Origin of the sequence: Leifsonia sp. AG29 (genome assembly GCF_009765225.1) — a bacterium.
Lineage (GTDB): Bacteria > Actinomycetota > Actinomycetes > Actinomycetales > Microbacteriaceae > Leifsonia.
Genome location: NZ_VMSF01000001.1, coordinates 2,023,697 through 2,046,207, shown reverse-complemented (window position 1 = coordinate 2,046,207; position 22,511 = coordinate 2,023,697). Strand labels below are relative to the sequence as shown.

At 70.8% G+C, this 22,511-nt stretch carries 21 protein-coding genes; 19 read left to right on the top strand and 2 right to left on the bottom strand.

Annotation, left to right across the window (positions count from 1 at the left end; all coding sequences use genetic code 11):
- Nucleotides 1-44 precede the first annotated feature (44 nt).
- From FPT20_RS09855 to dapF, 12 genes are all read left to right on the top strand, one after another.
- Nucleotides 45-1,721, top strand: a complete 1,677-nt coding sequence (locus FPT20_RS09855) for a ribonuclease J (RefSeq protein WP_158864823.1) — start codon at nt 45-47, stop codon at nt 1,719-1,721.
- Between the two features lie 70 nt (nt 1,722-1,791).
- On the top strand, nt 1,792-2,283 hold the full coding sequence (locus FPT20_RS09850; RefSeq protein ID WP_158864821.1) for a GNAT family N-acetyltransferase: 492 nt from the start codon (nt 1,792-1,794) through the stop codon (nt 2,281-2,283).
- 84 nt (nt 2,284-2,367) lie between these two features.
- Nucleotides 2,368-5,184 carry an FtsK/SpoIIIE family DNA translocase gene (locus FPT20_RS09845; protein WP_158864819.1) on the top strand — a complete coding sequence of 939 codons (2,817 nt, stop codon included), beginning with the start codon at nt 2,368-2,370 and terminating at the stop codon, nt 5,182-5,184.
- Nucleotides 5,185-5,193: 9 nt separating this feature from the next.
- Entirely contained in the window at nt 5,194-5,817 is a 624-nt protein-coding gene (gene pgsA / locus FPT20_RS09840; protein WP_158864817.1) for a CDP-diacylglycerol--glycerol-3-phosphate 3-phosphatidyltransferase, read from the top strand.
- A gap of 22 nt (nt 5,818-5,839) precedes the next feature.
- Complete coding sequence (locus FPT20_RS09835) at nt 5,840-6,316, top strand: CinA family protein (protein WP_158868028.1); 477 nt, start codon at nt 5,840-5,842, stop codon at nt 6,314-6,316.
- A 194-nt stretch (nt 6,317-6,510) separates the two neighbouring features.
- Nucleotides 6,511-6,822 carry a helix-turn-helix domain-containing protein gene (locus FPT20_RS09830; protein WP_158864815.1) on the top strand — a complete coding sequence of 104 codons (312 nt, stop codon included), beginning with the start codon at nt 6,511-6,513 and terminating at the stop codon, nt 6,820-6,822.
- 73 nt (nt 6,823-6,895) lie between these two features.
- Nucleotides 6,896-7,120, top strand: a complete 225-nt coding sequence (locus FPT20_RS09825) for a DUF3046 domain-containing protein (protein ID WP_158864813.1) — start codon at nt 6,896-6,898, stop codon at nt 7,118-7,120.
- 165 nt (nt 7,121-7,285) lie between these two features.
- Complete coding sequence (recA, locus tag FPT20_RS09820; protein ID WP_158864811.1) at nt 7,286-8,356, top strand: recombinase RecA; 1,071 nt, start codon at nt 7,286-7,288, stop codon at nt 8,354-8,356.
- A 46-nt stretch (nt 8,357-8,402) separates the two neighbouring features.
- A complete protein-coding gene (locus FPT20_RS09815; RefSeq protein ID WP_233265465.1) occupies nt 8,403-9,296 on the top strand; it encodes a regulatory protein RecX in 894 nt (297 codons plus the stop codon).
- A 99-nt stretch (nt 9,297-9,395) separates the two neighbouring features.
- Nucleotides 9,396-11,003 (top strand): tRNA (N6-isopentenyl adenosine(37)-C2)-methylthiotransferase MiaB, encoded by a 1,608-nt coding sequence (miaB, locus tag FPT20_RS09810; RefSeq protein ID WP_158864809.1) that lies wholly within the window; start codon nt 9,396-9,398, stop codon nt 11,001-11,003.
- Nucleotides 11,000-11,977 carry a tRNA (adenosine(37)-N6)-dimethylallyltransferase MiaA gene (gene miaA, locus FPT20_RS09805; protein WP_158868024.1) on the top strand — a complete coding sequence of 326 codons (978 nt, stop codon included), beginning with the start codon at nt 11,000-11,002 and terminating at the stop codon, nt 11,975-11,977. The genes miaB and miaA overlap by 4 nt, the downstream gene beginning before the upstream one ends.
- 9 nt (nt 11,978-11,986) lie before the next feature.
- Nucleotides 11,987-12,865: a diaminopimelate epimerase gene (gene dapF, locus FPT20_RS09800; RefSeq protein WP_158864807.1), complete on the top strand. Its 879-nt coding sequence runs from the start codon at nt 11,987-11,989 to the stop codon at nt 12,863-12,865.
- 34 nt (nt 12,866-12,899) lie between these two features.
- Here dapF and FPT20_RS09795 read toward each other — a convergent pair whose 3' ends face one another.
- Nucleotides 12,900-13,520, bottom strand: a complete 621-nt coding sequence (locus tag FPT20_RS09795) for a class I SAM-dependent methyltransferase (RefSeq protein ID WP_442786484.1) — start codon at nt 13,518-13,520, stop codon at nt 12,900-12,902.
- A gap of 64 nt (nt 13,521-13,584) precedes the next feature.
- On the opposite strand from FPT20_RS09795, the gene hflX reads away from it, so the two are divergent.
- The 3 genes from hflX (at nt 13,585) to metE (ending at nt 18,640) form a co-directional block, all read left to right on the top strand.
- A complete protein-coding gene (hflX, locus tag FPT20_RS09790) occupies nt 13,585-15,096 on the top strand; it encodes a GTPase HflX (protein ID WP_158864805.1) in 1,512 nt (503 codons plus the stop codon).
- A 221-nt stretch (nt 15,097-15,317) separates the two neighbouring features.
- Entirely contained in the window at nt 15,318-16,298 is a 981-nt protein-coding gene (locus tag FPT20_RS09785; RefSeq protein WP_158864802.1) for a methylenetetrahydrofolate reductase, read from the top strand.
- Nucleotides 16,295-18,640: a 5-methyltetrahydropteroyltriglutamate--homocysteine S-methyltransferase gene (gene metE / locus FPT20_RS09780; RefSeq protein ID WP_158864800.1), complete on the top strand. Its 2,346-nt coding sequence runs from the start codon at nt 16,295-16,297 to the stop codon at nt 18,638-18,640. Before FPT20_RS09785 ends, metE begins: the two co-directional genes overlap by 4 nt.
- A gap of 60 nt (nt 18,641-18,700) precedes the next feature.
- Here metE and lexA read toward each other — a convergent pair whose 3' ends face one another.
- The gene (lexA, locus tag FPT20_RS09775; protein ID WP_158864798.1) at nt 18,701-19,384 is read right to left on the bottom strand and encodes a transcriptional repressor LexA; all 684 of its coding nucleotides are present in this window, start codon (nt 19,382-19,384) and stop codon (nt 18,701-18,703) included.
- Nucleotides 19,385-19,649: 265 nt separating this feature from the next.
- Between lexA and FPT20_RS09770 the strand changes: the two genes are divergently transcribed.
- Genes FPT20_RS09770 through hisH form a run of 4 tightly spaced genes read left to right on the top strand, consistent with a single transcriptional unit; the run spans nt 19,650 to nt 22,460 of the window.
- Nucleotides 19,650-20,030: a LysM peptidoglycan-binding domain-containing protein gene (locus FPT20_RS09770; RefSeq protein WP_442786483.1), complete on the top strand. Its 381-nt coding sequence runs from the start codon at nt 19,650-19,652 to the stop codon at nt 20,028-20,030.
- Between the two features lie 53 nt (nt 20,031-20,083).
- The gene (locus FPT20_RS09765) at nt 20,084-21,202 is read left to right on the top strand and encodes a histidinol-phosphate transaminase (RefSeq protein WP_158864796.1); all 1,119 of its coding nucleotides are present in this window, start codon (nt 20,084-20,086) and stop codon (nt 21,200-21,202) included.
- Nucleotides 21,199-21,801 (top strand): imidazoleglycerol-phosphate dehydratase HisB, encoded by a 603-nt coding sequence (gene hisB, locus FPT20_RS09760; RefSeq protein ID WP_158864794.1) that lies wholly within the window; start codon nt 21,199-21,201, stop codon nt 21,799-21,801. The genes FPT20_RS09765 and hisB overlap by 4 nt, the downstream gene beginning before the upstream one ends.
- A complete protein-coding gene (hisH, locus tag FPT20_RS09755; protein WP_158864792.1) occupies nt 21,798-22,460 on the top strand; it encodes an imidazole glycerol phosphate synthase subunit HisH in 663 nt (220 codons plus the stop codon). Before hisB ends, hisH begins: the two co-directional genes overlap by 4 nt.
- Nucleotides 22,461-22,511: the final 51 nt, after the last annotated feature.

Here is a 22,511-nt window from a genome sequence, read left to right as displayed (position 1 = left end):
GGCGCACGAGCGTCCGCACCGAACCACAGGAACCAGGAGGGCACATGCCCAACCCCGTCTCCGCGCCGCCGGCCCTCGAGCCCGGCACGCTCCGCATCGTCCCCACGGGCGGCCTCGGCGAGATCGGCCGCAACATGACCGTCTTCGAGTACGAGGGCAAGCTGCTGATCGTCGACTGCGGCGTCCTCTTCCCGGAGCAGGACCAGCCCGGCGTCGACCTCATCCTCCCCGACTTCGCGCCGGTCCGCGACCGCCTGGACGACGTCGTGGGCGTCGTCCTGACGCACGGCCACGAGGACCACATCGGCGCCGTCCCGTACCTTCTCAAGCTGCGCGCCGACATCCCCCTCATCGGCTCCGGCCTCACGCTCGCGCTCGTGGAGGCGAAGCTCAAGGAGCACCGCATCCAGCCGTACACGCTGACGGTGAAGGAGGGGCAGCACGAGCAGCTCGGGCCGTTCGCCCTCGAGTTCGTCGCCGTGAACCACTCCATCCCGGACGCCCTCGCGGTCGCGATCACCACGCCCGCCGGCGTCGTGCTCCACACCGGCGACTTCAAGATGGACCAGCTCCCGCTCGATGACCGGCTGACGGACCTGCGCGCCTTCGCCCGTCTCGGCGAGCAGGGCGTCGACCTCTTCCTCGCCGACTCGACCAACGCCGACGTTCCGGGCTTCACGCCGCTCGAGCGCTCCATTGGGCCGGTGCTCGACACCGTGATCGCCCGGGCGCCCCGCCGCGTCATCGTCGCGAGCTTCTCGAGCCACGTGCACCGGGTCCAGCAGGTGCTCGACGCCGCGGCGGCGAACGGCCGCCGGGTGGCGCTCCTCGGCCGCTCGATGGTGCGCAACATGACGATCGCCGCCGAGCTCGGCTACCTCAAGGTCCCCGAGGGCGTCCTCATCGACTACAAGAAGGCCGCCGACCTCCCCGACGACGAGATCGTCTACATGTCGACCGGCTCGCAGGGGGAGCCCATGGCGGTGCTCGCGCGGATGGCCAACCTCGACCACCAGATCGAGATCGGCCAGGGCGACACGGTGATCCTCGCCTCCAGCCTGATCCCCGGCAACGAGAACGCGGTCTACCGGGTCATCGACGGCCTGACGAAGCTCGGCGCCACGGTCGTGCACAAGGGGAACGCCAAGGTGCACGTCTCGGGCCACGCCGCGGCGGGCGAGCTGCTCTACTGCTACAACATCCTGAAGCCGCGCAACGTCATGCCGGTCCACGGCGAGTACCGCCACCTCGTGGCGAACGCCAAGCTCGCCATGGACACCGGCGTCCCGGAGCGCAACACGATCCTCGCCGAGGACGGCACCGTCGTCGACCTCCGCGACGGCGTCGCCCGCGTGGTCGGCCAGCTCGACGTCGGCTTCGTGTACGTCGACGGCTCGAGCGTGGGCGAGATCACCGATGCCGATCTCAAGGACCGCCGGATCCTCGGCGAGGAGGGCTTCATCTCTATCATCGTCGTCGTGGAGGCGGCCACCGGCCGCATCGTCACGGGCCCCGAGATCCACGCCCGCGGCTTCGCCGAGGACGACGCCGTGTTCGACGACGTGAAGCCCAAGGTGGCGGCGGCCCTCGCGGACGCCGCGCACAACGGGGTCCGCGACTCGCACGCGCTGTCGCAGGTGGTGCGCCGGACGGTGGGTCGCTGGGTGAACACCAGCTACCGTCGCCGCCCGATGATCGTGCCCCTCGTCATCGAGGCGTAGCGCGGGCGCGCCCCACCGGCGTCGATCGGCCGTAACCCGCCCGAAACACGGACCGGCGTAGCGTTCCTCCATGAGTGCGTTCCGCATCCGGCCGGCCGTCGGGGAGGACGCGCGCGTCCTCTCGGACATGCTGGTGGAGGCGGCCAACTGGGATCCGGTCCGCGCGCGTCCTCGCGTCGCCGTGCTCGAGGATCCGTCGGTCCTGCGCTACGTGTCCGGGTGGATGCGCCCCGGCGACTTCGGCTGCGTCGCCGAGGACGCGCACGGCGTCCCGATCGGCGCCGCCTGGGCGCGTCTCTTCCCGGCGAACGCGCCCGGCTCGGGGTTCGTCGCGGTCGGCGTCCCCGAGCTGACGCTCGGCGTGAACCCCCAGTGGCGCGCGCAGGGCGTCGGCCGTGCCCTGTTGCAGGCGCTGGCCGCACACGCCCCCGCCCACGGGGCGGCGCGGCTCAGCCTGAGCGTCAATCACGGCAACTTCGCGCAGCGGCTCTATGTCAGCGAGGGGTACGTCACCGTGGCGTCGCGCGGGACCGCCGACACCATGGTCCGGTCGGTTCGCTGACGGGCGACCCGGCGAGCGGCCGATTTGCCGGTTCACGGGCGCGGTGACGCCTCCCTGACGGGGGTCGCCGCTACCGTTGACGCCATGGCTACGAGCACCAAGTCGAATTCGCGTGGCCGGGGTTCCGGCCGCGGCGCCTCGACCGCGGGCAGGTCGGCCTCCAAGACCGCGACCCAGAAGACGGCGACGCAGAAGACGGTCGCCTACCCGGCCGAAGAAGCGGGGCCCGCGCCCCTGGTCCGGGCCTGGATGGGGCTGGCGCATCTCACCGGCGCCGCGTTCCGCGCGCTCGGGCCGGAGGAGTTCAGCAAGGAGGAGCGGAGGGACGGATTCCCGTTCTTCCTCGTCCTGCTGGCGATCGCCGGTGCGGTCGTGGAGTGGTTCCTGATCAATGACCGCATCGCGAGAATGCTCGACTCGTATTCGTTCGGGCTCCTCTTCGGCCGTGTCTCGTTCGTGCTCCCCGTCGTGATGGTGCTCTTCGCCGCGTGGCTGTTCCGCCACCCCAGCTCCGTGCACGACAACACGCGCATCGGGATCGGCCTCGGGCTCCTCCTGCTCATGGTCTCGGGACTGTGCCATCTGTTCAGCCCCCACCCGTCGCCGAGCGACGGGATGACGGCGCTCGCGCAGGCGGGAGGCGTGCTCGGGTGGTTGATCGCCGCGCCTCTCTCGCTAGTGATCACCCCGTACGGGGCCGGCGCCGTGATCATCGTGCTCCTCGCGCTCAGCCTCTTCATCATCACCAAGACGCCCCCGAACAAGCTCGGCGCACGGGTGCGCGAGCTTTACGCGTACCTGTTCGGCGCGCAGCTCCCCACCGACGAGGAGCGCAAGGAGGCCAAGCAGGCCAAGGGCGCGAAGACCAAGCAGGTCGAGCTCGACGGTATCGACGACGACGGTCCGGCCGAGTCCGCGCTGCCCTGGTGGCGCCGCAACTCCTCGCAGCGCGAGGAGGACCCGGAGTTCGAGGCGCCCACGCCCGACAGCCTCACCGAGGTGTTCGGCGAGCCGGTCCGCGGCAAGGGTGAGTTCGCGACGCCGCTCGAGCCCGATCCCTCCAGCGACCGGTACGGCGCCGAGGTGCTCGGCGAGCTTGCGCACGCCGAGGCGGCGCTCCAGCGGTTCACCGGCGAGGTGCCGCCGACCGCCGTCGCCGGGCCGCCGACCGCCGCCGCCGTGCTGCCCGGCTTCCAGGCGGGAGCTGAGTACGACGAGGCCGCCGCCGAGCAGCCAGCGGCGCTCGAGCCGGCGACCCCGTACAACCTGCCGTCCGCCTCCATGCTGTCCGCCGGCACGCCCGCCAAGACGCGCTCCGGCGCCAACGACGAGATCGTCGCCGCCATCACCGAGGTGCTCACCCAGTTCGGCGTCGACGCCAAGGTCACGGGCTACTCCCGGGGGCCGACGGTCACCCAGTACGAGATCGAGCTCGGCCCGGGCGTCAAGGTCGAGCGCGTCACCGCGCTCAGCAAGAATCTCTCGTACGCCGTCGCGAGCAACGAGGTGCGCATCCTGTCCCCGATCCCGGGCAAGAGCGCGATCGGCGTCGAGATCCCGAACAGCGACCGTGAGATCGTCTCCCTGGGCGACGTCCTCCGCTCCCCGGCGGCCACGAAGAGCACCCACCCGATGACGATCGGCGTCGGCAAGGACGTCGGCGGCGGGTTCGTCGTCGCCAACCTGGCCAAGATGCCGCACCTCCTGGTGGCCGGGTCGACCGGCTCGGGCAAGTCGAGCTTCGTCAACTCGATGATCACGAGCCTCCTGATGCGCGCCAAGCCGTCGGAGGTGCGGATGGTCCTGATCGACCCCAAGCGGGTCGAGCTCACCATCTACGGCGGCGTCCCGCACCTCATCACCCCCATCATCACGAGCCCGAAGAAGGCGGCGGAGGCGCTGCAGTGGGTCGTGAAGGAGATGGACATGCGGTACGACGACCTCGCGAGCTTCGGGTTCCGCCACATCGACGACTTCAACAAGGCCGTCGTCAACGACGAGATCGTGCTGCCCGCTGGGAGCGAGCGGAAGCTGAAGCCGTACCCGTACCTCCTCGTCGTCGTGGACGAGCTCGCCGACCTCATGATGGTGGCGCCGCGCGATGTGGAGGACTCGATCGTCCGCATCACCCAGCTGGCTCGCGCCTCCGGCATCCACCTGGTGCTCGCGACGCAGCGGCCCTCCGTCGACGTCGTCACCGGCCTCATCAAGGCCAACGTGCCGTCGCGTCTCGCCTTCGCCGTCACGAGCGTCACCGACTCCCGGGTCATCCTCGACCAGCCCGGCGCCGACAAGCTCATCGGCCAGGGCGACGGCCTGTTCCTCCCGATGGGCGCCTCCAAGGCCATCCGGGTGCAGGGCGCCTGGGTCAACGAGGCCGAGATCCAGAAGGTCGTCGACCACGTCACCCGTCAGGCCCGGCCCGAATACCGCCAGGACGTCACCGCCGGCCCCGAGAAGAAGCAGATCGACTCCGACATCGGGGACGACCTCGAGCTGCTGCTGGCCGCGGCCGAGCTGGTCGTGTCCTCGCAGTTCGGGTCGACCTCCATGCTCCAGCGCAAGCTGCGCGTCGGCTTCGCCAAGGCGGGCCGCCTCATGGACCTCCTGGAGTCGCGCGAGATCGTGGGGCCGTCCGAGGGCTCGAAGGCCCGCGACGTGCTCGTCACCGCCGAGCAGCTGCCGATGGTGATCGCGAAGCTGCGCGGGGGAGACTCGGCGGGCGGTTCGCCCGCTCCGGCGCCGGCGCCGCAGGCACCGGCCGCCGCGGTCGACGCACCGGGTCACCACCTCGAGGAGGACCGCTACGGCGACGACCCCGTGGCGGCGATGACGGAGGGCTATCCTGAGGTCGACGGCGACTCCGACGAGGACGCCTGGCAGCTGACCGGCAGGGAGTAGGAGACCGCGATGTCCGTCCCGGACTCGCCCCCGTCGGCGTCCGCCGGCGGCGGCCCCAGGCGCGTGAGCAACTGGAACCTGCCCAACGCCATCACGGTGATCCGCATCCTGCTCGCCCCGCTGTTCGTCTGGATGCTCCTCGCCGACGACGGCCAGGACGGCTGGCTCCGCTGGGCGGCCGCCGCGCTGTTCATCCTCGCCATCGCCACCGACGGGGTCGACGGCGCCCTCGCGCGCCGGAACGGCCTCGTGACCGACCTCGGCAAGCTGCTCGACCCGATCGCCGACAAGGTGCTCACCGGGGGCGCGCTCATCGCGCTGTCGATCCTCGGCGAGCTCCCGTGGTGGGTCACGATCGTGATCCTCGTGCGCGAGGTCGGCATCACCGTGTACCGCTTCGTAGTCATCCGGCAGGGCGTCATCGCCGCCTCCCGCGGCGGCAAGATCAAGACCGTCGTGCAGTCGGTCGCCATCTCGTTCGCCCTCGTGCCGCTGTGGACGGTGCTCGGTGACTGGATCTTCTGGGTGAACGGCGTCCTCATGACGCTCGCCGTGATCCTGACGGTGGTCACGGGCGCGGACTACCTGTGGCAGGCATGGAAAGGCCGGAGGGCCAAGCGTGCCGCCCTCTGACGCGGCCGACGCCGACGCCACCGTGCTTCTCGTCCGCGAGCTCACCGCCCGCGGCCTCACGATCGCGGCGGCCGAGTCGCTCACGGGCGGACAGCTCACGGCCGAACTGACCAGGGTGCCCGGAGCGTCGGCGGTCGTCCTCGGGGGAGCCGTCGTCTATGCGACGGAGCTCAAGCACACCCTGCTCGGCGTCGACAGCGCGCTTCTCGAGGCGGAGGGGCCCGTCCATCCGGAGGTCGCGCGGCAGCTCGCGCGCGGTGTGCGCGAGCGGCTCGCGGTCGCCGGCCGGCCGGCCGACCTCGGCGTCGCGACGACCGGGGTCGCCGGACCCGACCCGCAGGGTGGCCGACCGGTGGGAACCGTCTACGTCGGGATCGCCTCCGCGGCCGGCGTGCGCGCCGTCGAGCTGCGACTCGACGGGGACCGGGCCTCGATCCGGAACGACACCGTCGAGCGCGCCGTCGCGGAGCTCGTCGACGAGCTCGCGCGATTCGGCTGAGGGCGCTCCGAGGACCCCTTCCGACGGTCTCCGGAGGGCCCCGGATTACCGGCGGAATACAGCGTGTTTCGGTTCGGTTACACGTGATGCGTTCACAAGAAAAGCCCAGTCGTCGCCGATATCGTGAACCCCACGGATGCGGTACTGTGCATCCAACGAGACAGGTTCGGCAGGGTGAGATAAGGAGGCTCCGAATGATTCTTGTACGTCAGGAAATCGGCGACGTGCTCAGGGACTTCCGCCTGCAGAAGGGCCGCACGCTCCGCCAGGTCGCCAGCAAGGCGAGTGTCGCCCTCGGTTACCTCAGCGAGGTCGAGCGAGGCCAGAAGGAGGCGTCGAGCGAGATCCTCGCCTCGGTCGCCGACGCGCTCGACACCCCGGTGTCGGTGATCATGCGCGAGGTCGGCGACCGCATCGCGGTCCTTGAGGGGCTCGAGCCGGTCATCCCGGACACGGTCCCGGACGACTTCGTGTCGGCGATGGACGGCGACCTGGTCGCCCGCTGATCGCGTTCCCACGTCCTCGAAGACGCCCCGCTCCGGCGGGGCGTCTTCACGTCTGCACCCGGGAGGGGTGGTCATGAAGCTCAGCGAGTTCCAGCGCGCGGTCTCCGACGAGTTCGGCAGCACGTACGGTCAGGCGCTGCTGAACGACCTCGTGCTCGGAGAGCTCGGCGGCCGGACGGCGCGAGAGGCTCTCGCCGCGGGTCTCGCGCCCCGAGAGGTCTGGATCGCCCTGTGCCGGGAGGCCGGCGTGCCGCAGTCGCACTGGTACGGAGCGGGCAAGCCGGCGCCGAAGCGGTGACGACACGCCGGTCCGGATCTCTCGAAGATATGTTCGGAACTGGCTAGACTCCTTCACAACGGCAGTCGAAAACGGCTTGTCCACACATTGCGCGTCCCGGCACTCGAGTGTCGGACGTCACTCATACAGTCGGACACGAAGCGAAGCCGAAGAAGGGGAACCGCAATGCCATCACCCGCAGACCGCGAGAAAGCGCTCGAGACCGCTCTCGCGCAGATCGACCGCCAGTTCGGAAAGGGCTCGGTCATGCGACTGGGCAGCGACGAGCGCGCCCCGGTCGAGGTCGTCCCGACCGGCTCCATCGCGCTCGATGTCGCCCTCGGCATCGGCGGCCTCCCGCGCGGCCGCATCGTCGAGATCTACGGCCCGGAGTCGTCGGGTAAGACGACGCTGACGCTCCACGCCATCGCGAACGCGCAGCGCGCCGGCGGCATCGCCGCCTTCATCGACGCCGAGCACGCCCTCGACCCGGAATACGCCCGCAAGCTCGGCGTCGACATCGACGCGCTGCTCGTGTCGCAGCCCGACACCGGCGAGCAGGCGCTCGAGATCGCCGACATGCTGGTGCGCAGCGGCTCGATCGACCTCATCGTCATCGACTCGGTCGCGGCGCTCGTGCCCCGGGCCGAGATCGAGGGCGAGATGGGCGACGCGCACGTGGGCCTCCAGGCCCGGCTGATGTCGCAGGCGCTCCGCAAGCTCACGGGAGCGTTGAGCTCGACGAACACCACGATGATCTTCATCAACCAGCTGCGCGAGAAGGTCGGCGTGTTCTTCGGCAGCCCCGAGACCACGGCCGGCGGTAAGGCGCTCAAGTTCTACGCGTCGGTTCGACTCGACATCCGCCGCATCGAAACGCTGAAAGACGGAACCGAAGCGGTCGGCAACCGCACCCGTGTCAAGGTCGTCAAGAACAAGATGGCGCCGCCTTTCAAGCAGGCGGAGTTCGACATCCTCTACGGCGTCGGCATCTCCCGCGAGGGCAGTCTGCTCGACTTCGGCGTGGAGCACGGCCTGGTCAAGAAGTCGGGCGCCTGGTACACGTACGAGGGCGACCAGCTCGGCCAGGGCAAGGAGAACTCGCGCAACTTCCTGATCGCGAACCCCGACATCGCCGCCGAGATTGAGCACAAGATCAAGGTGAAGCTCGGAATCGTCGCCGACCCCGATGCGGCTGCTGCTCCGTCCAACGTCGGCTCGATCGAAGACAAGCTGCAGGCCCGCAAGGGCGCGTGACCCGCAGGGTTCCGCGCCTCCGCGCCCACTCGAGGAGGGCACGCTGATGGTGGTGAGTTTCCCGTCCGACCCGTCCGGTTCCTCCGGCGCGGAGGACGTCGAGCGACTCGCTCCGGTGACGCCGTTGAGTCGCGCCGCGAAGGTTCGCGGCGACGGCTCAGGGGCGCATCCGGCCCGCGGGTCCGCTCGGCGAGCAGCAGCCGAGGGACCCGCGGTCGAAAGACCCGTCGCCGAACTGCCTGTCGGCGAGCGGGCCGGCGCTGTGGTGCCGTCCTCGCGGTCGCGGAGCGCGAGGTCGCTCGGGGCCGACACCTCGGACGCGTCGCCGGGCTGGAACAACACCTGGGCCGAGGACCGTCCGCGAAACCGGGCGTCCGATCCGGCTGAGCCGTCGGGGGACTCTCCCGGTCCGTTCTCCACGTCGGCCGACGACGACGAGAGCGACCGGCAGTCCCGGCGCGCAGCAGGCCTGACGATCCGTCAGCTCGCGAGGCGCGGCATGTCGCGGTGGGAGCTCGAACAACTCCTCACCCGGCGCGAGATCGCGCCGGACGTGTTCGGGCCCGAGCTCGACCGGCTCGAGGCGATGGGCGTCATCGACGATGCGTCCCTGGCCACGAGCCTCGCCTTCACCCAGCACAGCCGCAAGGGTCTCGGCCGAACGGCCATCGAGCAGGACCTGAAGCGGCGGCACATCGATCCGGAGCTGATCGAGGTCGCGCTCGCCGACATCGGTGACGACGACGAGCTCGAGCGTGCATCCGAGCTCGCGATCAAGCGGATCGGTCAGCTGTCGTCGTACGACGACGAGACGGCCCGACGGCGACTGCACGGGTTCCTGGCCCGAAAGGGCTACGCCTCCGACGTCATCCGCCAGGCCATGGAGGCGGCGTTCGCGACGCGGCGTGGCCGCGGGACCTCGGGCGTGCGGTTTCAGTAGCGGGGATCCCCACCGCCGCGCCCCTCCTCCCGGGGCGCCGTGCAGCCAGACCCGGCTCGTCGGCACCGCCGCGCGAGCGAACGTAGAATCGTACCCATCATGAGCATCCTGGAACAGCGCAGCGTCATCGAACCGTCGTCCGCGGCGCGGCGACCCGACGGCAGCGCCCGCACCTACGAGGTGCGCACCTACGGCTGCCAGATGAACGTCCACGACTCCGAGCGGCTGAGCGGCTCGCTCGAAGCGGCCGGCTACATCCCGGCCGACGGCGCCGAAGCCGACATCGTCGTCATCAACACCTGCGCGGTCCGCGAGAACGCCGACAACAAGCTCTACGGCAACCTCGGGCACCTCGCCGGCGTCAAGCGTCGCCACGAGGGTATGCAGATCGCCGTCGGCGGCTGCCTTGCGCAGAAGGACAAGGACGTCATCCTCGAGAAGGCGCCCTGGGTCGACGTCGTGTTCGGAACCCACAACATGGGGTCCCTGCCGAGCCTCCTCGAACGGGCGCGCCACAACGACGCCGCCGAGATCGAGATCCTCGAATCGCTCGAGACGTTCCCGTCCACCCTCCCCACCAAGCGCGACTCGTCCTACTCGGGCTGGGTGTCGATCTCCGTCGGCTGCAACAACACCTGCACGTTCTGCATCGTCCCGTCCCTCCGCGGCAAAGAGAAGGACCGCCGCCCGGGCGACATCCTGGCCGAGATCCAGGCCCTCGTCGACGACGGCGCCATCGAGGTCACGCTGCTCGGCCAGAACGTCAACTCGTACGGGGTCGAGTTCGGCGACCGCCAGGCGTTCAGCAAGCTTCTCCGGGCGGCCGGGGCGATCGACGGCCTCGAGCGCATCCGCTTCACGAGCCCGCACCCGGCCGCGTTCACAGACGACGTCATCGACGCGATGGCCGAGACGCCCTCCGTCATGCCCCAGCTGCACATGCCGCTGCAGTCGGGGTCCGATCGGATCCTCCGCTCCATGCGCCGTTCCTATCGCTCCGAGAAGTTCCTCGGGATCCTCGACCGGGTCCGCGCGAAGCTCCCCGACGCCGCCATCAGCACGGACATCATCGTGGGCTTCCCCGGAGAGACCGAGGAGGATTTCCAGGACACCCTGCGGGTGGTCGAAGCGGCCCGTTTCGCCTCCGCCTTCACCTTCCAGTACTCGATCCGCCCCGGGACGCCCGCCGCGACGATGGCGGACCAGATCCCGAAGGAGATCGTCCAGGAGCGCTATGAGCGACTGATCGCGCTCCAGGAGCGGATCTCCTTCGAGGAGAACCAGAAGCTCATCGGGCGGGAGGTCGAGCTGCTCGTCGCCAACGGGGAGGGCCGCAAGGACTCGGACACGCACCGTATGTCGGGCCGTGCCCGGGACAGCCGCCTCGTGCACTTCGAGCTGCCCGCCGGCTCCGACGTGCCGCGCCCTGGGGACATCGTCACGGTCCGGGTGACCCAGGCGGCCCCGCATCACCTCATCGCCGACTCGGTCCACGCGGCGCCCCTCGTCGTCCGGCGCACCCGCGCCGGCGACGCCTGGGATCGCGCCGCGGCCGAATCGTGCGCGGTACCGGCGCACGGCTCCGGAGGCAGCGAGCCCGCGGGCCGCGTGTCGCTAGGGCTGCCCACTCTCCGAGTGCGGCAGCCGCTGACCTCGCCTGGCGTCGGCACGATGCCGATCTACGACCCCGCGGACGGTCAGCGCTGACCGCGGACGGCCTCCCGCTCGTCGCGATCGTCGGCCCCACCGGCACGGGCAAGACCGATCTCTCCCTCGCCCTCGCCGCGGCGCTCCGCGAGACAGGTCAGGGCGCCGAGGTGGTCAACGCCGACGCCATGCAGCTGTACCGCGGCATGGACATCGGCACGGCGAAGATCGGGCCGGACGAGTGGCGTGGCGTGCCCCACCACCTGTTCGACGTGCTCGACGTGACCGAGGAGGCGACGGTCGCCCGCTACCAGCCCGAGGCGCGGACGGCGATCCGCGGCATCCTGTCGAGGGGCGCCATCCCGATCCTCGTCGGCGGCTCCGGCCTGTACGTCTCGAGCGTCGTCTTCGACTTCCGGTTCCCGGGCACGGACCCGGAACTGCGCGCCCGGCTCGAGCGGGAGCTCGAGGAGCAGGGCCCGGGAATGCTCTTCCGGCGGCTCGCCGAGATCGACCCCGACGCCGCGCGCCGCATCGGCTCGACCAACGGGCGCCGGATCGTCCGTGCCCTCGAGGTGGCCGAACTGACCGGTGAGCCGGTGAGCGGCTCGCTCCCCGGCGAGCCCGAGCCCTGGCACCGGCCGACCGTCGTCCTCGGGCTCGATGCGCCGCGATCCGAGCTCGTGGCCCGCCTCGACGAGCGAGTCGAACGCATGTGGCGCGACGGGCTGCTGGACGAGGTGCAGGCGCTCATCCCCCGGGGCCTCGAAAGCGGCGTGACCGCGAGCCGCGCCATCGGCTACGCGCAGGCTCTGGGCGAGCTCCGGGGCGACCTGTCCCGTGGGGAGGCGATCGCCTCCACTCAGCAGCTCACGCGCCGGTACGCTCGTCGCCAGGTCTCCTGGTTCAAGCGGTACCCGGGGATCCGCTGGCTCTCCTACGACGACCCCGCGCTGGTCGACACCGCGCTCACGGCGCTCCGGCTCGCGGGCACCGGCCCCGTGACCGGCGCCGGCCCGGACTCCGGTCGGTAGGCTGAGGGGATGGCGACCATCCACTTCACCAAGGGCCAGGGCACCGGCAACGACTTCGTGCTGTACTCCGACCCCGACGGTCGCCGGCCGCTCACCCCCTCCCAGATCGCGGAGATCTGCGACCGTCACTTCGGCGTGGGTGCGGACGGGGTCATCCGGGCCGTCCGGTCCAGCCACCTGCCGGAGGGGGCGGAGGCACTCGCCGAGGACGAGACCGCCGAATGGTTCATGGACTATGCGAACGCCGACGGCTCCCCGGCCGAGATGTGCGGGAACGGCATCCGGGTCTTCGTCCGGTACCTGCTCGAGACCGGCCTCGCGGAGCTCGCCGACGGCGAGACGCTCGCGATCGGGACCCGCGCGGGCGTCCGCGACGTCCAGCGGAACCTCACCGGGTTCCAGGTCGACCTGGGCCGCTGGGACCTGGCCGGGGGTGAGCCCCTCGTGCGCGCCAGGGAGCTCCCCGTCGCGCGTCCGGGGCTCGGCATCGACATGGGCAACCCGCACGTGGTGGTGGCCGTCGCCGACGACGACGAGCTCGACGCCGCCGACCTGTCCTACATCCCACACATCGAACCGGCGCCCGAGCACGGCGCGAACGTCGAGTTCGTCGTGCCTCACGAGCCGCTCGTCAAAGACGGCATCGGCCGGATCCGCATGCGCGTCCACGAGCGCGGCAGCGGGGAGACGCTCTCGTGCGGCACCGGCGCGGCAGCCGCGGCCCTCGCCGTCCGGTACTGGGCCGGTTCGGCCGCGCCCGACCAGTGGCGCGTCGACGTCCCCGGAGGAACGGTGGGCGTGCGGATGTTCCCCACGGAGGACGGCGAGCATGTCGCCCTCTCGGGGCCCGCGGAGCTCGTCTACACGGGAACACTCGAGCTGGCCTGAGGGTCCTGCCCCCAGCAGCCTCCGTCCAGAAGGGTCAGTCCGCTTCCGCGCGCCTGCGTGCGCGCAGCACGCGGTATCCCTTCGCCGTGGCCGCCCGTGTCGTGGTCAGCTCGGGGAACGTCGCCTGGATCCAGCGCTGGAGGGAGTCGCTCCCCAGGTTGCGCTGCACGACGAGCCATGCGTCCGAGTCGGGCGCCAGCCGCGGAAGCCACGTCTCGAGGATCGAGTGCAGCTCGTTCTTCCCGACGCGGATCGGCGGGTTCGACCAGATCGTCATGAATTCGATATCGGCGGGAACATCCTGAGGCCGCACCGGGTTTACATTGGTGAGACCGAGCAGGTGCGCATTCTTGCGCACCACGTCCAGCGCTCGGGTGTTGACGTCGACGGCCCAGACCGTCGCGTGAGGGGATTCGAGAGCAAGTGTGAGAGCGAGCGGCCCCCAGCCGCAGCCGACGTCGAGGAGCTGACCGCCGGGCGGTGCCGAGGGGACATGGTCCAGCAGCACGCGCGTACCCGCGTCGATGCGCTCGGGGCTGAAGATGCCGTTCGCCGTCACGAGTTCGTACGTCTGACCTGCCAGACGCGCCGAGAACGGCCGCAGGTTCATCTCGCTTTCCGGCGCCGGTGAGAAGTAGTGATCGCCGCTGGGCATAAGAGGACCGTACAGATCCGCAACCCAACTGACAAACTAGGGGTGACCCGGACAGGGGAACTGAATGACTGATAAGACCGATATCCAGGAGCGAAGCGCTGACGACGTGGTCGCGCGGGTCCTGGCGACCCAGCAGAACCGTGCGAGCCTGACGCTGTTCGGCTCCGGAGCACAGGCGCTGCAGGGCGCGGACACCGACGGCGGATCGCACGACGGCGACCAGTTCGACCGGGAGGAGCGTGCCGCGCTCCGGCGTGTCTCCGGGCTCTCGACCGAGCTCGAGGACGTCACCGAGGTCGAGTACCGGCAGCTGCGGCTCGAGAACGTCGTGCTGATCGGCGTGTACTCGCAGGGCAGCCTCCAGGACGCGGAGAACTCGCTGCGCGAGCTCGCCGCGCTCGCCGAGACGGCGGGCGCCGCCGTCCTCGACGGGCTGCTGCAGCGCCGCCCGCACCCGGACCCGAGCACGTATCTCGGCCGCGGCAAAGCGGAGGAGCTCGCGGGCGTCGTCGCCGCGCTCGGGGCCGACACCGTCATCGCCGACACCGAGCTGGCGCCGAGCCAGCGCCGCGCCCTGGAGGACGTGGTCAAGGTCAAGGTGATCGACCGGACCGCCGTCATCCTCGACATCTTCAGCCAGCATGCGAAGAGCCGCGAGGGCAAGGCGCAGGTCGAGCTCGCGCAGCTCGAGTACCTCCTCCCGCGCCTCCGCGGCTGGGGCGAGTCGATGTCGCGGCAGGCCGGTGGTCAGGTCGGCGGGGCGGGCGCGGGCATGGGCTCGCGCGGACCGGGTGAGACGAAGATCGAACTCGACCGGCGCCGCATCCACTCGCGCATGGCGAAGCTGCGCAAGCAGATCGCCGGGTTCAAGCCCGCGCGGGAGGCGAAGCGCGCCAACCGCACGCGGCACTCGGTGCCCTCCGTGGCGATCGCGGGCTACACCAACGCGGGCAAGTCGAGCCTCCTGAACCGGGTGACGAAGGCGGGCGTCCTCGTCGAGAACGCGCTCTTCGCGACGCTCGATGCGACGGTCCGCCGCTCGGTGACCGCCGACGGCCGGCTCTACACGCTGGCCGACACGGTGGGCTTCGTGCGCAACCTCCCGCACCAGCTCGTGGAGGCGTTCCGCTCGACCCTCGAGGAGGTCGCCGACTCCGACGTCATCCTCCACGTGGTCGACGGCTCCCACCCCGACCCGGCATCGCAGCTCGCCACGGTGCGCGACGTCATCGGCGAGGTCGGTGCGCGCGACATCCCCGAGATCGTCGTGTTCAACAAGGCGGACCTCATCTCGCCCGACGACCGGCTGATCCTCCGCGGTCTCGAGCCGGGGGCGATCTTCGCCTCGGCCCGCACCGGGGAGGGGATCGACGAGGTGCTCGCGGCGATCGCGCGCCTTCTCCCGGATCCCTCCGTCGAGGTGGAGGTCGTCGTCCCGTACGACCGCGGCGATCTGATCTCGGCCCTGCACGAGCGGGGCCGGGTCCTCTCCACCGAGTACGTGGAGCAGGGCACCCGCGTGAAGGCCCGGATCCAGCCGGAGTACCAGGCGGCGTTCGAGCCGTTCGCCGTCTGACCGGGGCCGGTCGACCGCACGGCTGAAGGCCGGGCGGGATCCTGTGTGTCGAAGCATGACACCGGCGATTCCGCCCGGCCTTCGTTGTTGCTAGATTTCCAGGCAACCGCAGCGGGACCACCGCTCGGTGGTGCGACAGCCGAGCCCGGCACCCGCCCGCGAACCCCCGCCGTGCAGCGCGCGCCGGGGCCCGTGACGCTGTCCGACCATCCGAGGGATCCATGAGCTGTACCGAGGCACGGTTCTCGTTCGAGCTGTACCCGCCGCGCAACGAGCGCGCCGCGGCGGCGCTCCCCGCGACGATCGAGCGGCTCGCCGCCGCGCGGCCCGACTTCATCTCCGTCACGTACGGTGCCGGGGGCTCGTCGCGGTCGTCGTCGCTTCAGGTGCTCCGCCACATCATCGAGCACACCGACATCAGTCCGATGGCGCACCTGACCTGCGTCGGCTCGTCGCACGCCGAGACGAACCGCCTCATCCGCGAGTTCCTCGACGCCGGGGTGCGCCGCTTCCTGGCCGTGCGCGGAGACCCGCCCGCGGGACTCGCTCCCGGCGAGGACGGCATCGGCGACATCCGCACGACGGCCGAGCTCGTCCAGCTGATCCACCGCGTTCAGAAGGAGCGGCAGCCGTACGGCGAGCTGACCGTGCCCCAGCTGCACGCCCAGGCCGTCCTCTCGCGGCGCGAGCACGTGCAGATCGCCGTTGCCGCCTTCCCGAACGGGCACCCGTCTTCGCACTCGGTCCAGCAGGACATCGACGCTCTGCTCGCCAAGCAGGCGGCGGGCGCGAATCTCGCGATCACCCAGCTCTTCTTCCACGCCGAGGACTATCTCCACTTCGCCCAGCGGGCCAAGGAGGCGGGCGTCGCCTTCCCGATCCTCCCGGGCATCATGCCCGTCACGTCGCCGGCCCGACTGCGCCGCATGCTGGAGCTGAGCGGCGAGGACCTTCCGAGCGATCTGGCGATCCAGCTCGAGGTCGAGCCGACCGACGAGGGGCGCCGCGAGATCGGCATCGACTGGGCCGCACGGCTCGGCCGCCGGCTGCTCGACGGCGGCGCTCCCGGACTCCACCTGTACACGTTCAATCAGCACGAAGCGGTGCTGGCGGTGCTCGAACGCGCGGGCGTGCTCGCGAACGCGAGCGCCGCGACCGCTCCCGCCTCCACCCGCACCATCCCAGAGAGTGAGACAGCATGACCGACACCACCCCCGCCTTCCCGACGGGCACCATCCTCGGCTACCCGCGCATCGGCCGCCGGCGCGAGCTCAAGAAGGCCGTCGAGGCGTTCTGGGCCGGTTCCACCACCGCCGACGAGCTGGAGGCGACCGCGGCCGAGCTTCGTGCGGCGACGCGGGAGCGGCTGGCTGGTCTTGGCCTCGGCCGCGACGACGCCTCCATCCCCGAGAGCTTCAGCTTCTACGACCAGGTGCTCGACGCGGCCGTCGCCGTCGGCGCGGTTCCGTCCCGGTTCGCTGATCTGGCCTCTGCGGACGGGTCGATCGATCTCGCCGGGTACTTCACCATCGCGCGGGGCGAGGGCGAGCGCGCGCCGCTCGAGATGACCAAGTGGTTCGACTCGAACTACCACTACCTCGTGCCGGAGATCGGCCCGGAGACGGAGTTCCGGCTCGCGTCCGACCGCATCGTCCGCGAGTTCGAGGAGGCGGCGGCCGCGGGCTTCGTGACGCGTCCCGTCCTCGTCGGCCCGGTGACGTTCCTCCTGCTCAGCAAGCCGAGCGACGAGGCGCCCGAGGGGTTCCGACCGCTGTCGCGTCTCGCCGACCTGGTTCCCGTCTACCGCGAGCTCCTCGCCCGCCTCGCGGAGGCCGGGGCGCCGTGGGTGCAGCTCGACGAGCCGGCCCTCGTCAGCGAGAGCATCGACGAGCCGCGGGAAGCCGTCCTCGCGGCCGTCCGCCAGGCCTACGACGCGCTCGGCGCCGCCTCCGCTCGTCCGGCGATCTTCGTGGCCGCTCCGTACGGCTCGCTCGACGACGCCCTCCCGGCGCTCGCCTCCACGCCGGTCGAGGCGATCTCCCTCGACCTCGTCCGCGGCACCGTGCCGTCGGGCCTCGACGCCGGGACGGCGACGTCGCTCCTCACCAAGACGCTCGTCGGCGGCGTCATCGACGGACACAACATCTGGCGCGGCGACCTCGACGCCGCGTTCGGCCGGCTCACCGAGCTGCTGTCGCTCAGCCCGAACCTGGCCGTCTCCACCTCCACGTCCCTCCTGCACGTCCCGCACGACATCGAGGACGAGCCCGAGCTCGACGCCCGCCTGCGGAGCTGGCTGGCCTTCGCCGACCAGAAGGTCGGCCAGGTCGCGACGCTCGCGCACGGTCTGACCGACGGGCATGAGGCGATCGAGGAGCAGCTGCGCGCCGCGCGGGAGGCGCTCGCCGACCGCGCGGGTGCGCCCGGCGTCCGCGTCCCGTCGGTGCGCGAGCGCGAGGCGGCCCTCACCGAGGCCGACTACCGGCGTGGCGACTACTCCGCGCGCCTCCAGGCCCAGGAGGAGGCGCTCCACCTGCCGTTCCTGCCGACCACCACGATCGGATCGTTCCCGCAGACCGGCGACATCCGCCGGGCGCGGGCGCAGCTCGCGAAGGGCCTGATCAGCGAGGCGGAGTACCTCGGTCGCATGCGCGACGAGATCAAGCGCGTGGTGGACCTCCAGGAGGAGCTCGGCATCGACGTCGTCGTGCACGGCGAGCCCGAGCGGAACGACATGGTGCAGTACTTCGCCGAGAACCTCGACGGGTTCGCCGTGACGAAGAACGGCTGGGTGCAGTCGTACGGCTCGCGCTGCACGCGTCCGTCGATCCTGTGGGGCGACGTGTCGCGGCCGAAGCCGATCACCGTCGACTGGTCGACCTACGCGCAGTCGCTCACGGAGAAGCCGGTGAAGGGCATGCTCACCGGCCCGGTGACCATCCTGGCCTGGTCGTTCGTGCGCGACGACCAGCCGCTGGCCGAGACCGCCCGTCAGGTCGCCCTCGCGCTGCGCGACGAGATCGCGGACCTCGAGGCCGCGGGAATCCGCGTCGTCCAGGTGGACGAGCCGGCACTGCGCGAGCTGCTCCCGCTGAAGAAGGCCGCTCAGGACGACTACCTCGACTGGTCGGTCGGGTCGTTCCGCCTGTCGACCGCCGGTGTCCGCGACGAGACGCAGATCCACACCCACCTCTGCTACTCGGAGTTCGGCGTGGTCATCGACGCCATCCGGAACCTCGACGCCGACGTCACGAGCATCGAGGCGGCGCGAAGCCGCATGGAGGTGGTGCACGACATCCAGCGCTCGGGCTTCGAGCACGGGATCGGCCCGGGCGTCTACGACATCCACTCGCCGCGCGTGCCCTCGGTCGCCGAGGTGACCGAGCTCCTCGAGACGGCACTCGACGCCATCCCGGGCCGCCAGCTCTGGGTGAATCCGGACTGCGGACTGAAGACCCGCGGCTACGACGAGACCGTCGCGTCGCTCCGCAACATCGTGGAGGCGACCCGCTCGATCCGCGAGAAGGCGGCGGCGACCGTCTGAGTCGCATGACGCAGAAGGGGCGCATCACCTCGCGGTGATGCGCCCCTTCTGCTCCGCGGGTCAGACGGCGCGGAGCACGGCGACGACCTTGCCGAGAACCTGCGCGTAGTCGCCGAGGATCGGCTCGAAGTTGGAGTTGCGGGGGAGCAGCCAGGTGTGGCCGTCGCGCTGGCGGAACACCTTGACGGTGGCCTCCTCGTCGAGCATCGCCGCGACGATGTCGCCGTTCTCGGCGGTGTTCTGGGCGCGGATGACGACCCAGTCCCCGTCGCAGATGGCCGCGTCGATCATCGACTCCCCGACCACCTTCAGCATGAAGAGCTCGCCGTTCCCGACCAGCTGGCGGGGGAGGGGGAACACCTCGTCGACCTGCTGCTCGGCGGTGATCGGGACGCCCGCCGCGATCCGCCCCACGAGCGGCACCATCGTCGCGTCGCCGACCGGGGTCTGGTTCTCGTAGTCGAGCGACGGCGCCGACGAGGCCGGGAGATCGATGAGGATCTCGAGGGCCCGCGGCCGATTCGGGTCGCGGCGCAGGTAGCCGCTGAGCTCGAGCTGGTTGAGCTGGTGGGTCACCGAGGAGAGCGAGGACAGGCCGACGGCGTCGCCGATCTCGCGCATGCTCGGCGGATAGCCGCGCTGGCTCACCGAGCGCTGGATGACCTCCAGGATGGCCAGCTGCTTCTCGCTGAGGTTCTTGCGCCGGCGCGTCCCGCCCCGCTGCGCCTGGTTCTCGTTCGACACGCTCGTCCCTTCGTGGCCCCGCCCGATCGGAGGATGATCAGGCCTGCCGACGGCCTCAGAGCTCGAATGTCGGTGGTGCCTGGTCTGATGTCCTCAGACAGTCGAAACTGTATCCACGATGCAGCGGCGAGACAAACACATGTTCGAGTGTGTCGCGACAGAGTCGCGTCGTCCCGCTCCTCCATCACGGTCTTGCGGTTTCGAACATTCGAAGATACATTCGGAACACAGCTTCGCATCCGCGAAATCTGAGGAGGTCACGGCCATGAGTGCAGTACTGATGAGCGAGTCGGTTCCCACGCTGCGTGCGGTGCCGCCGCTGCCCGAGGGAGCGCGCGTCCGGCTGCGGCTCACCCGGCGCGGCCGGGCCGTCGTGTCCGCCCTCGTCGCGCTCCCGCTGATCGTCGGCGCTCTCGTCTTCGCCCTCAACGGCGGCGGAGCGATCGCGAGCGGTGAGCAGACCCACGCCTCCTTCCACTACGTCACGGTCCAGTCCGGCGACTCCCTCTGGTCGGTCGCCGAGCGCGTTGCGCCGAGCGCCGACCCTCGCGACGTCATCGCCGATCTGGTCTCGCTCAACGGCCTCCAGAGCGCGGTGGTGACGCCCGGCCAGCAGCTGGCCATCCCCGCCAAATACGAGAAGTAGGCGGGCTCGTCACACAGCGGAGCCACCCAGGTCGCGCTGGCTACGATTGAACGGTGACTTCGCTTTCCGAGCTGCCGATCCGAGATGACCTGCGCGGTCGCTCACCGTACGGAGCGCCGCAGCGTCCGGTGCCCGTCGCGCTCAACGTCAACGAGAACACGCATCCCGTGCCGGACGATGTGGCCGCCGACATCGTTGCCCGCGTGGCCGCCGCGGTCGGCACAATCAACCGCTATCCGGACCGCGAGTTCACCGAGCTCCGTGAGGCGTTCGCGCGCTATCTCGGGCACGGTCTCACCGCCGAGCAGCTCTGGGCGGCCAACGGATCGAACGAGGTGCTGCAGCACATCCTCCAGGCCTTCGGCGGCCCGGGCCGGACGCTGCTCGGGTTCGCGCCGACCTACTCGATGTATCCGCTGCTCGCCTCCGGAACCGGCACCGGGTACCTGGCCGGCCGCCGCGACGCCGAGTACGAGCTCTCGCCCGCCACCGCGGCTGCGGAGATCATCCGCCTCGACCCGGATCTCGTGATCCTCTGCTCGCCCAACAACCCGACGGGCACGCCGCTCAGCCTCGAGACTGTGGAGGCGGCCTACGACGCCGCGCGCGGCATGGTGATCGTCGACGAGGCGTACGCCGAGTTCATGCCCGACGGAGAGCCCTCCGCGCTGACGCTCCTCCCCGGGCGGCCGCGCCTCCTCATCTCCCGGACGATGAGCAAGGCCTTCGCGTTCGCCGGAGCGCGCGTCGGCTATCTGGCGGGCGACCCGGCCGCGATCGACGCCCTCCGGCTCGTCCGGCTGCCGTACCACCTGTCGGCGATCACCCAGGCGGCCGCCCTCGGCGCGCTGGCCCACGCCGACGAGATGCTGGCCATGGTCGGCGAGATCCGGGCGCAGCGCGACCGTCTCGTGAGCGAGCTCGCCCGTCTCGGCTACCAGCCCCACCGGAGCGGCAGCAACTTCGTGCTGTTCGGAGGCGTGGACGACCCGGCCGCGACGTTCGAGGCGCTCGCCGAGCGGGGCATCCTCATCCGCGACGTCGGCATCCCGAACCACCTCCGGGTGACCGCCGGCACCGAGGCGGAGACGACGGCCTTCCTCGAGGCGCTCGCCGCCCTCGGGCGGCCCTCGGGGGCGGCTGCCGACGCGCCGATAGGATCGAAGGCATGACGAATCGGACCGCGACGGTCGAACGGGCGACCAGCGAGTCGCAGATCGAGCTGAGCCTCGACCTCGACGGCACCGGCGAGAGCGAGATCCGCACCAGCGTCCCGTTCTACGACCACCTCCTCACGGCGTTCGCGAAGCACTCGCTGACCGACCTCCGCGTCGTGGCCTCGGGCGACACCGACATCGACGTGCACCACACCGTCGAGGACATCGGCATCGTGCTCGGCAAGGCCATCCGGGAGGCGCTCGGCGACAAGTCGGGGATCTCGCGCTACGGCGACGCGCTCGTCCCGCTCGACGAGGCGCTCGTGCAGGCCGTCGTCGACATCTCGGGCCGCCCTTACCTCGTGCACGCCGGTGAGCCGGCCGGGTTCGAGCTGCACCTCATCGGCGGTCACTTCACCGGCTCCATGGTCCGCCACGTGTTCGAGGCGATCTCGTTCAACGCCGCCATCACGACCCACGTCACCGTCCTCGGCGGCCGTGATCCGCACCACATCGCCGAGGCGGAGTTCAAGGCGTTCGCGCGCGCGTTCCGGCAGGCGAAGGCCCTCGACCCCCTGGTCCGCGGCATCCCCTCGACGAAGGGCGCCCTGTGACCACGGCCCCCGGCCTCCGGGCCGACGGGAAGCGCCCCGGCGTGGTGGTCTTCGACTACGGGTCGGGGAATGTCCACTCCGCCGTGAAGGCTCTGGAGACGGCCGGAGCCGACGTCGAGCTGACCGGGAACCGCCGTCGTGCCCTCGAGGCCGACGGACTCCTCGTCCCGGGGGTCGGAGCGTTCACGGCGGTCGTCGACAGTCTCCGCGCCTCCCACGGCGACGAGGTGATCGACCGACGCCTGGCGGGCGGCCGCCCCGTCCTCGGCATCTGCGTCGGCATGCAGGTCCTGTTCGAGCGCGGCGTCGAGCACGGCATCGAGACCGAGGGTCTCGGCGAGTGGCCGGGGACGGTCGACCTCATCCGCGCCGATGTCGTGCCCCACATGGGCTGGAACACGGTGGAAGCGCCCGAGGACTCGGCCTTGTTCGCCGGGATCCGCGACGAGCGCTTCTACTTCGTGCACTCGTACGCGGCTCGGGAGTGGACGCTCGAGGCGAGCGGGCCCTTCCCGAAGCCGCGCGTCACCTGGGCCCAGCACGGGTCCCGGTTCGTCGCGGCCGTCGAGAACGGGCCGCTCAGCGCGACGCAGTTCCACCCCGAGAAGTCCGGGCAGGCCGGGATCCGGCTGCTCCGCAACTGGGTCTCCGCGCTCTAGGCGCCGGATCCCCGGCCCCGGGCCGCCACGCTCCCACCGATTCGAGGAAGA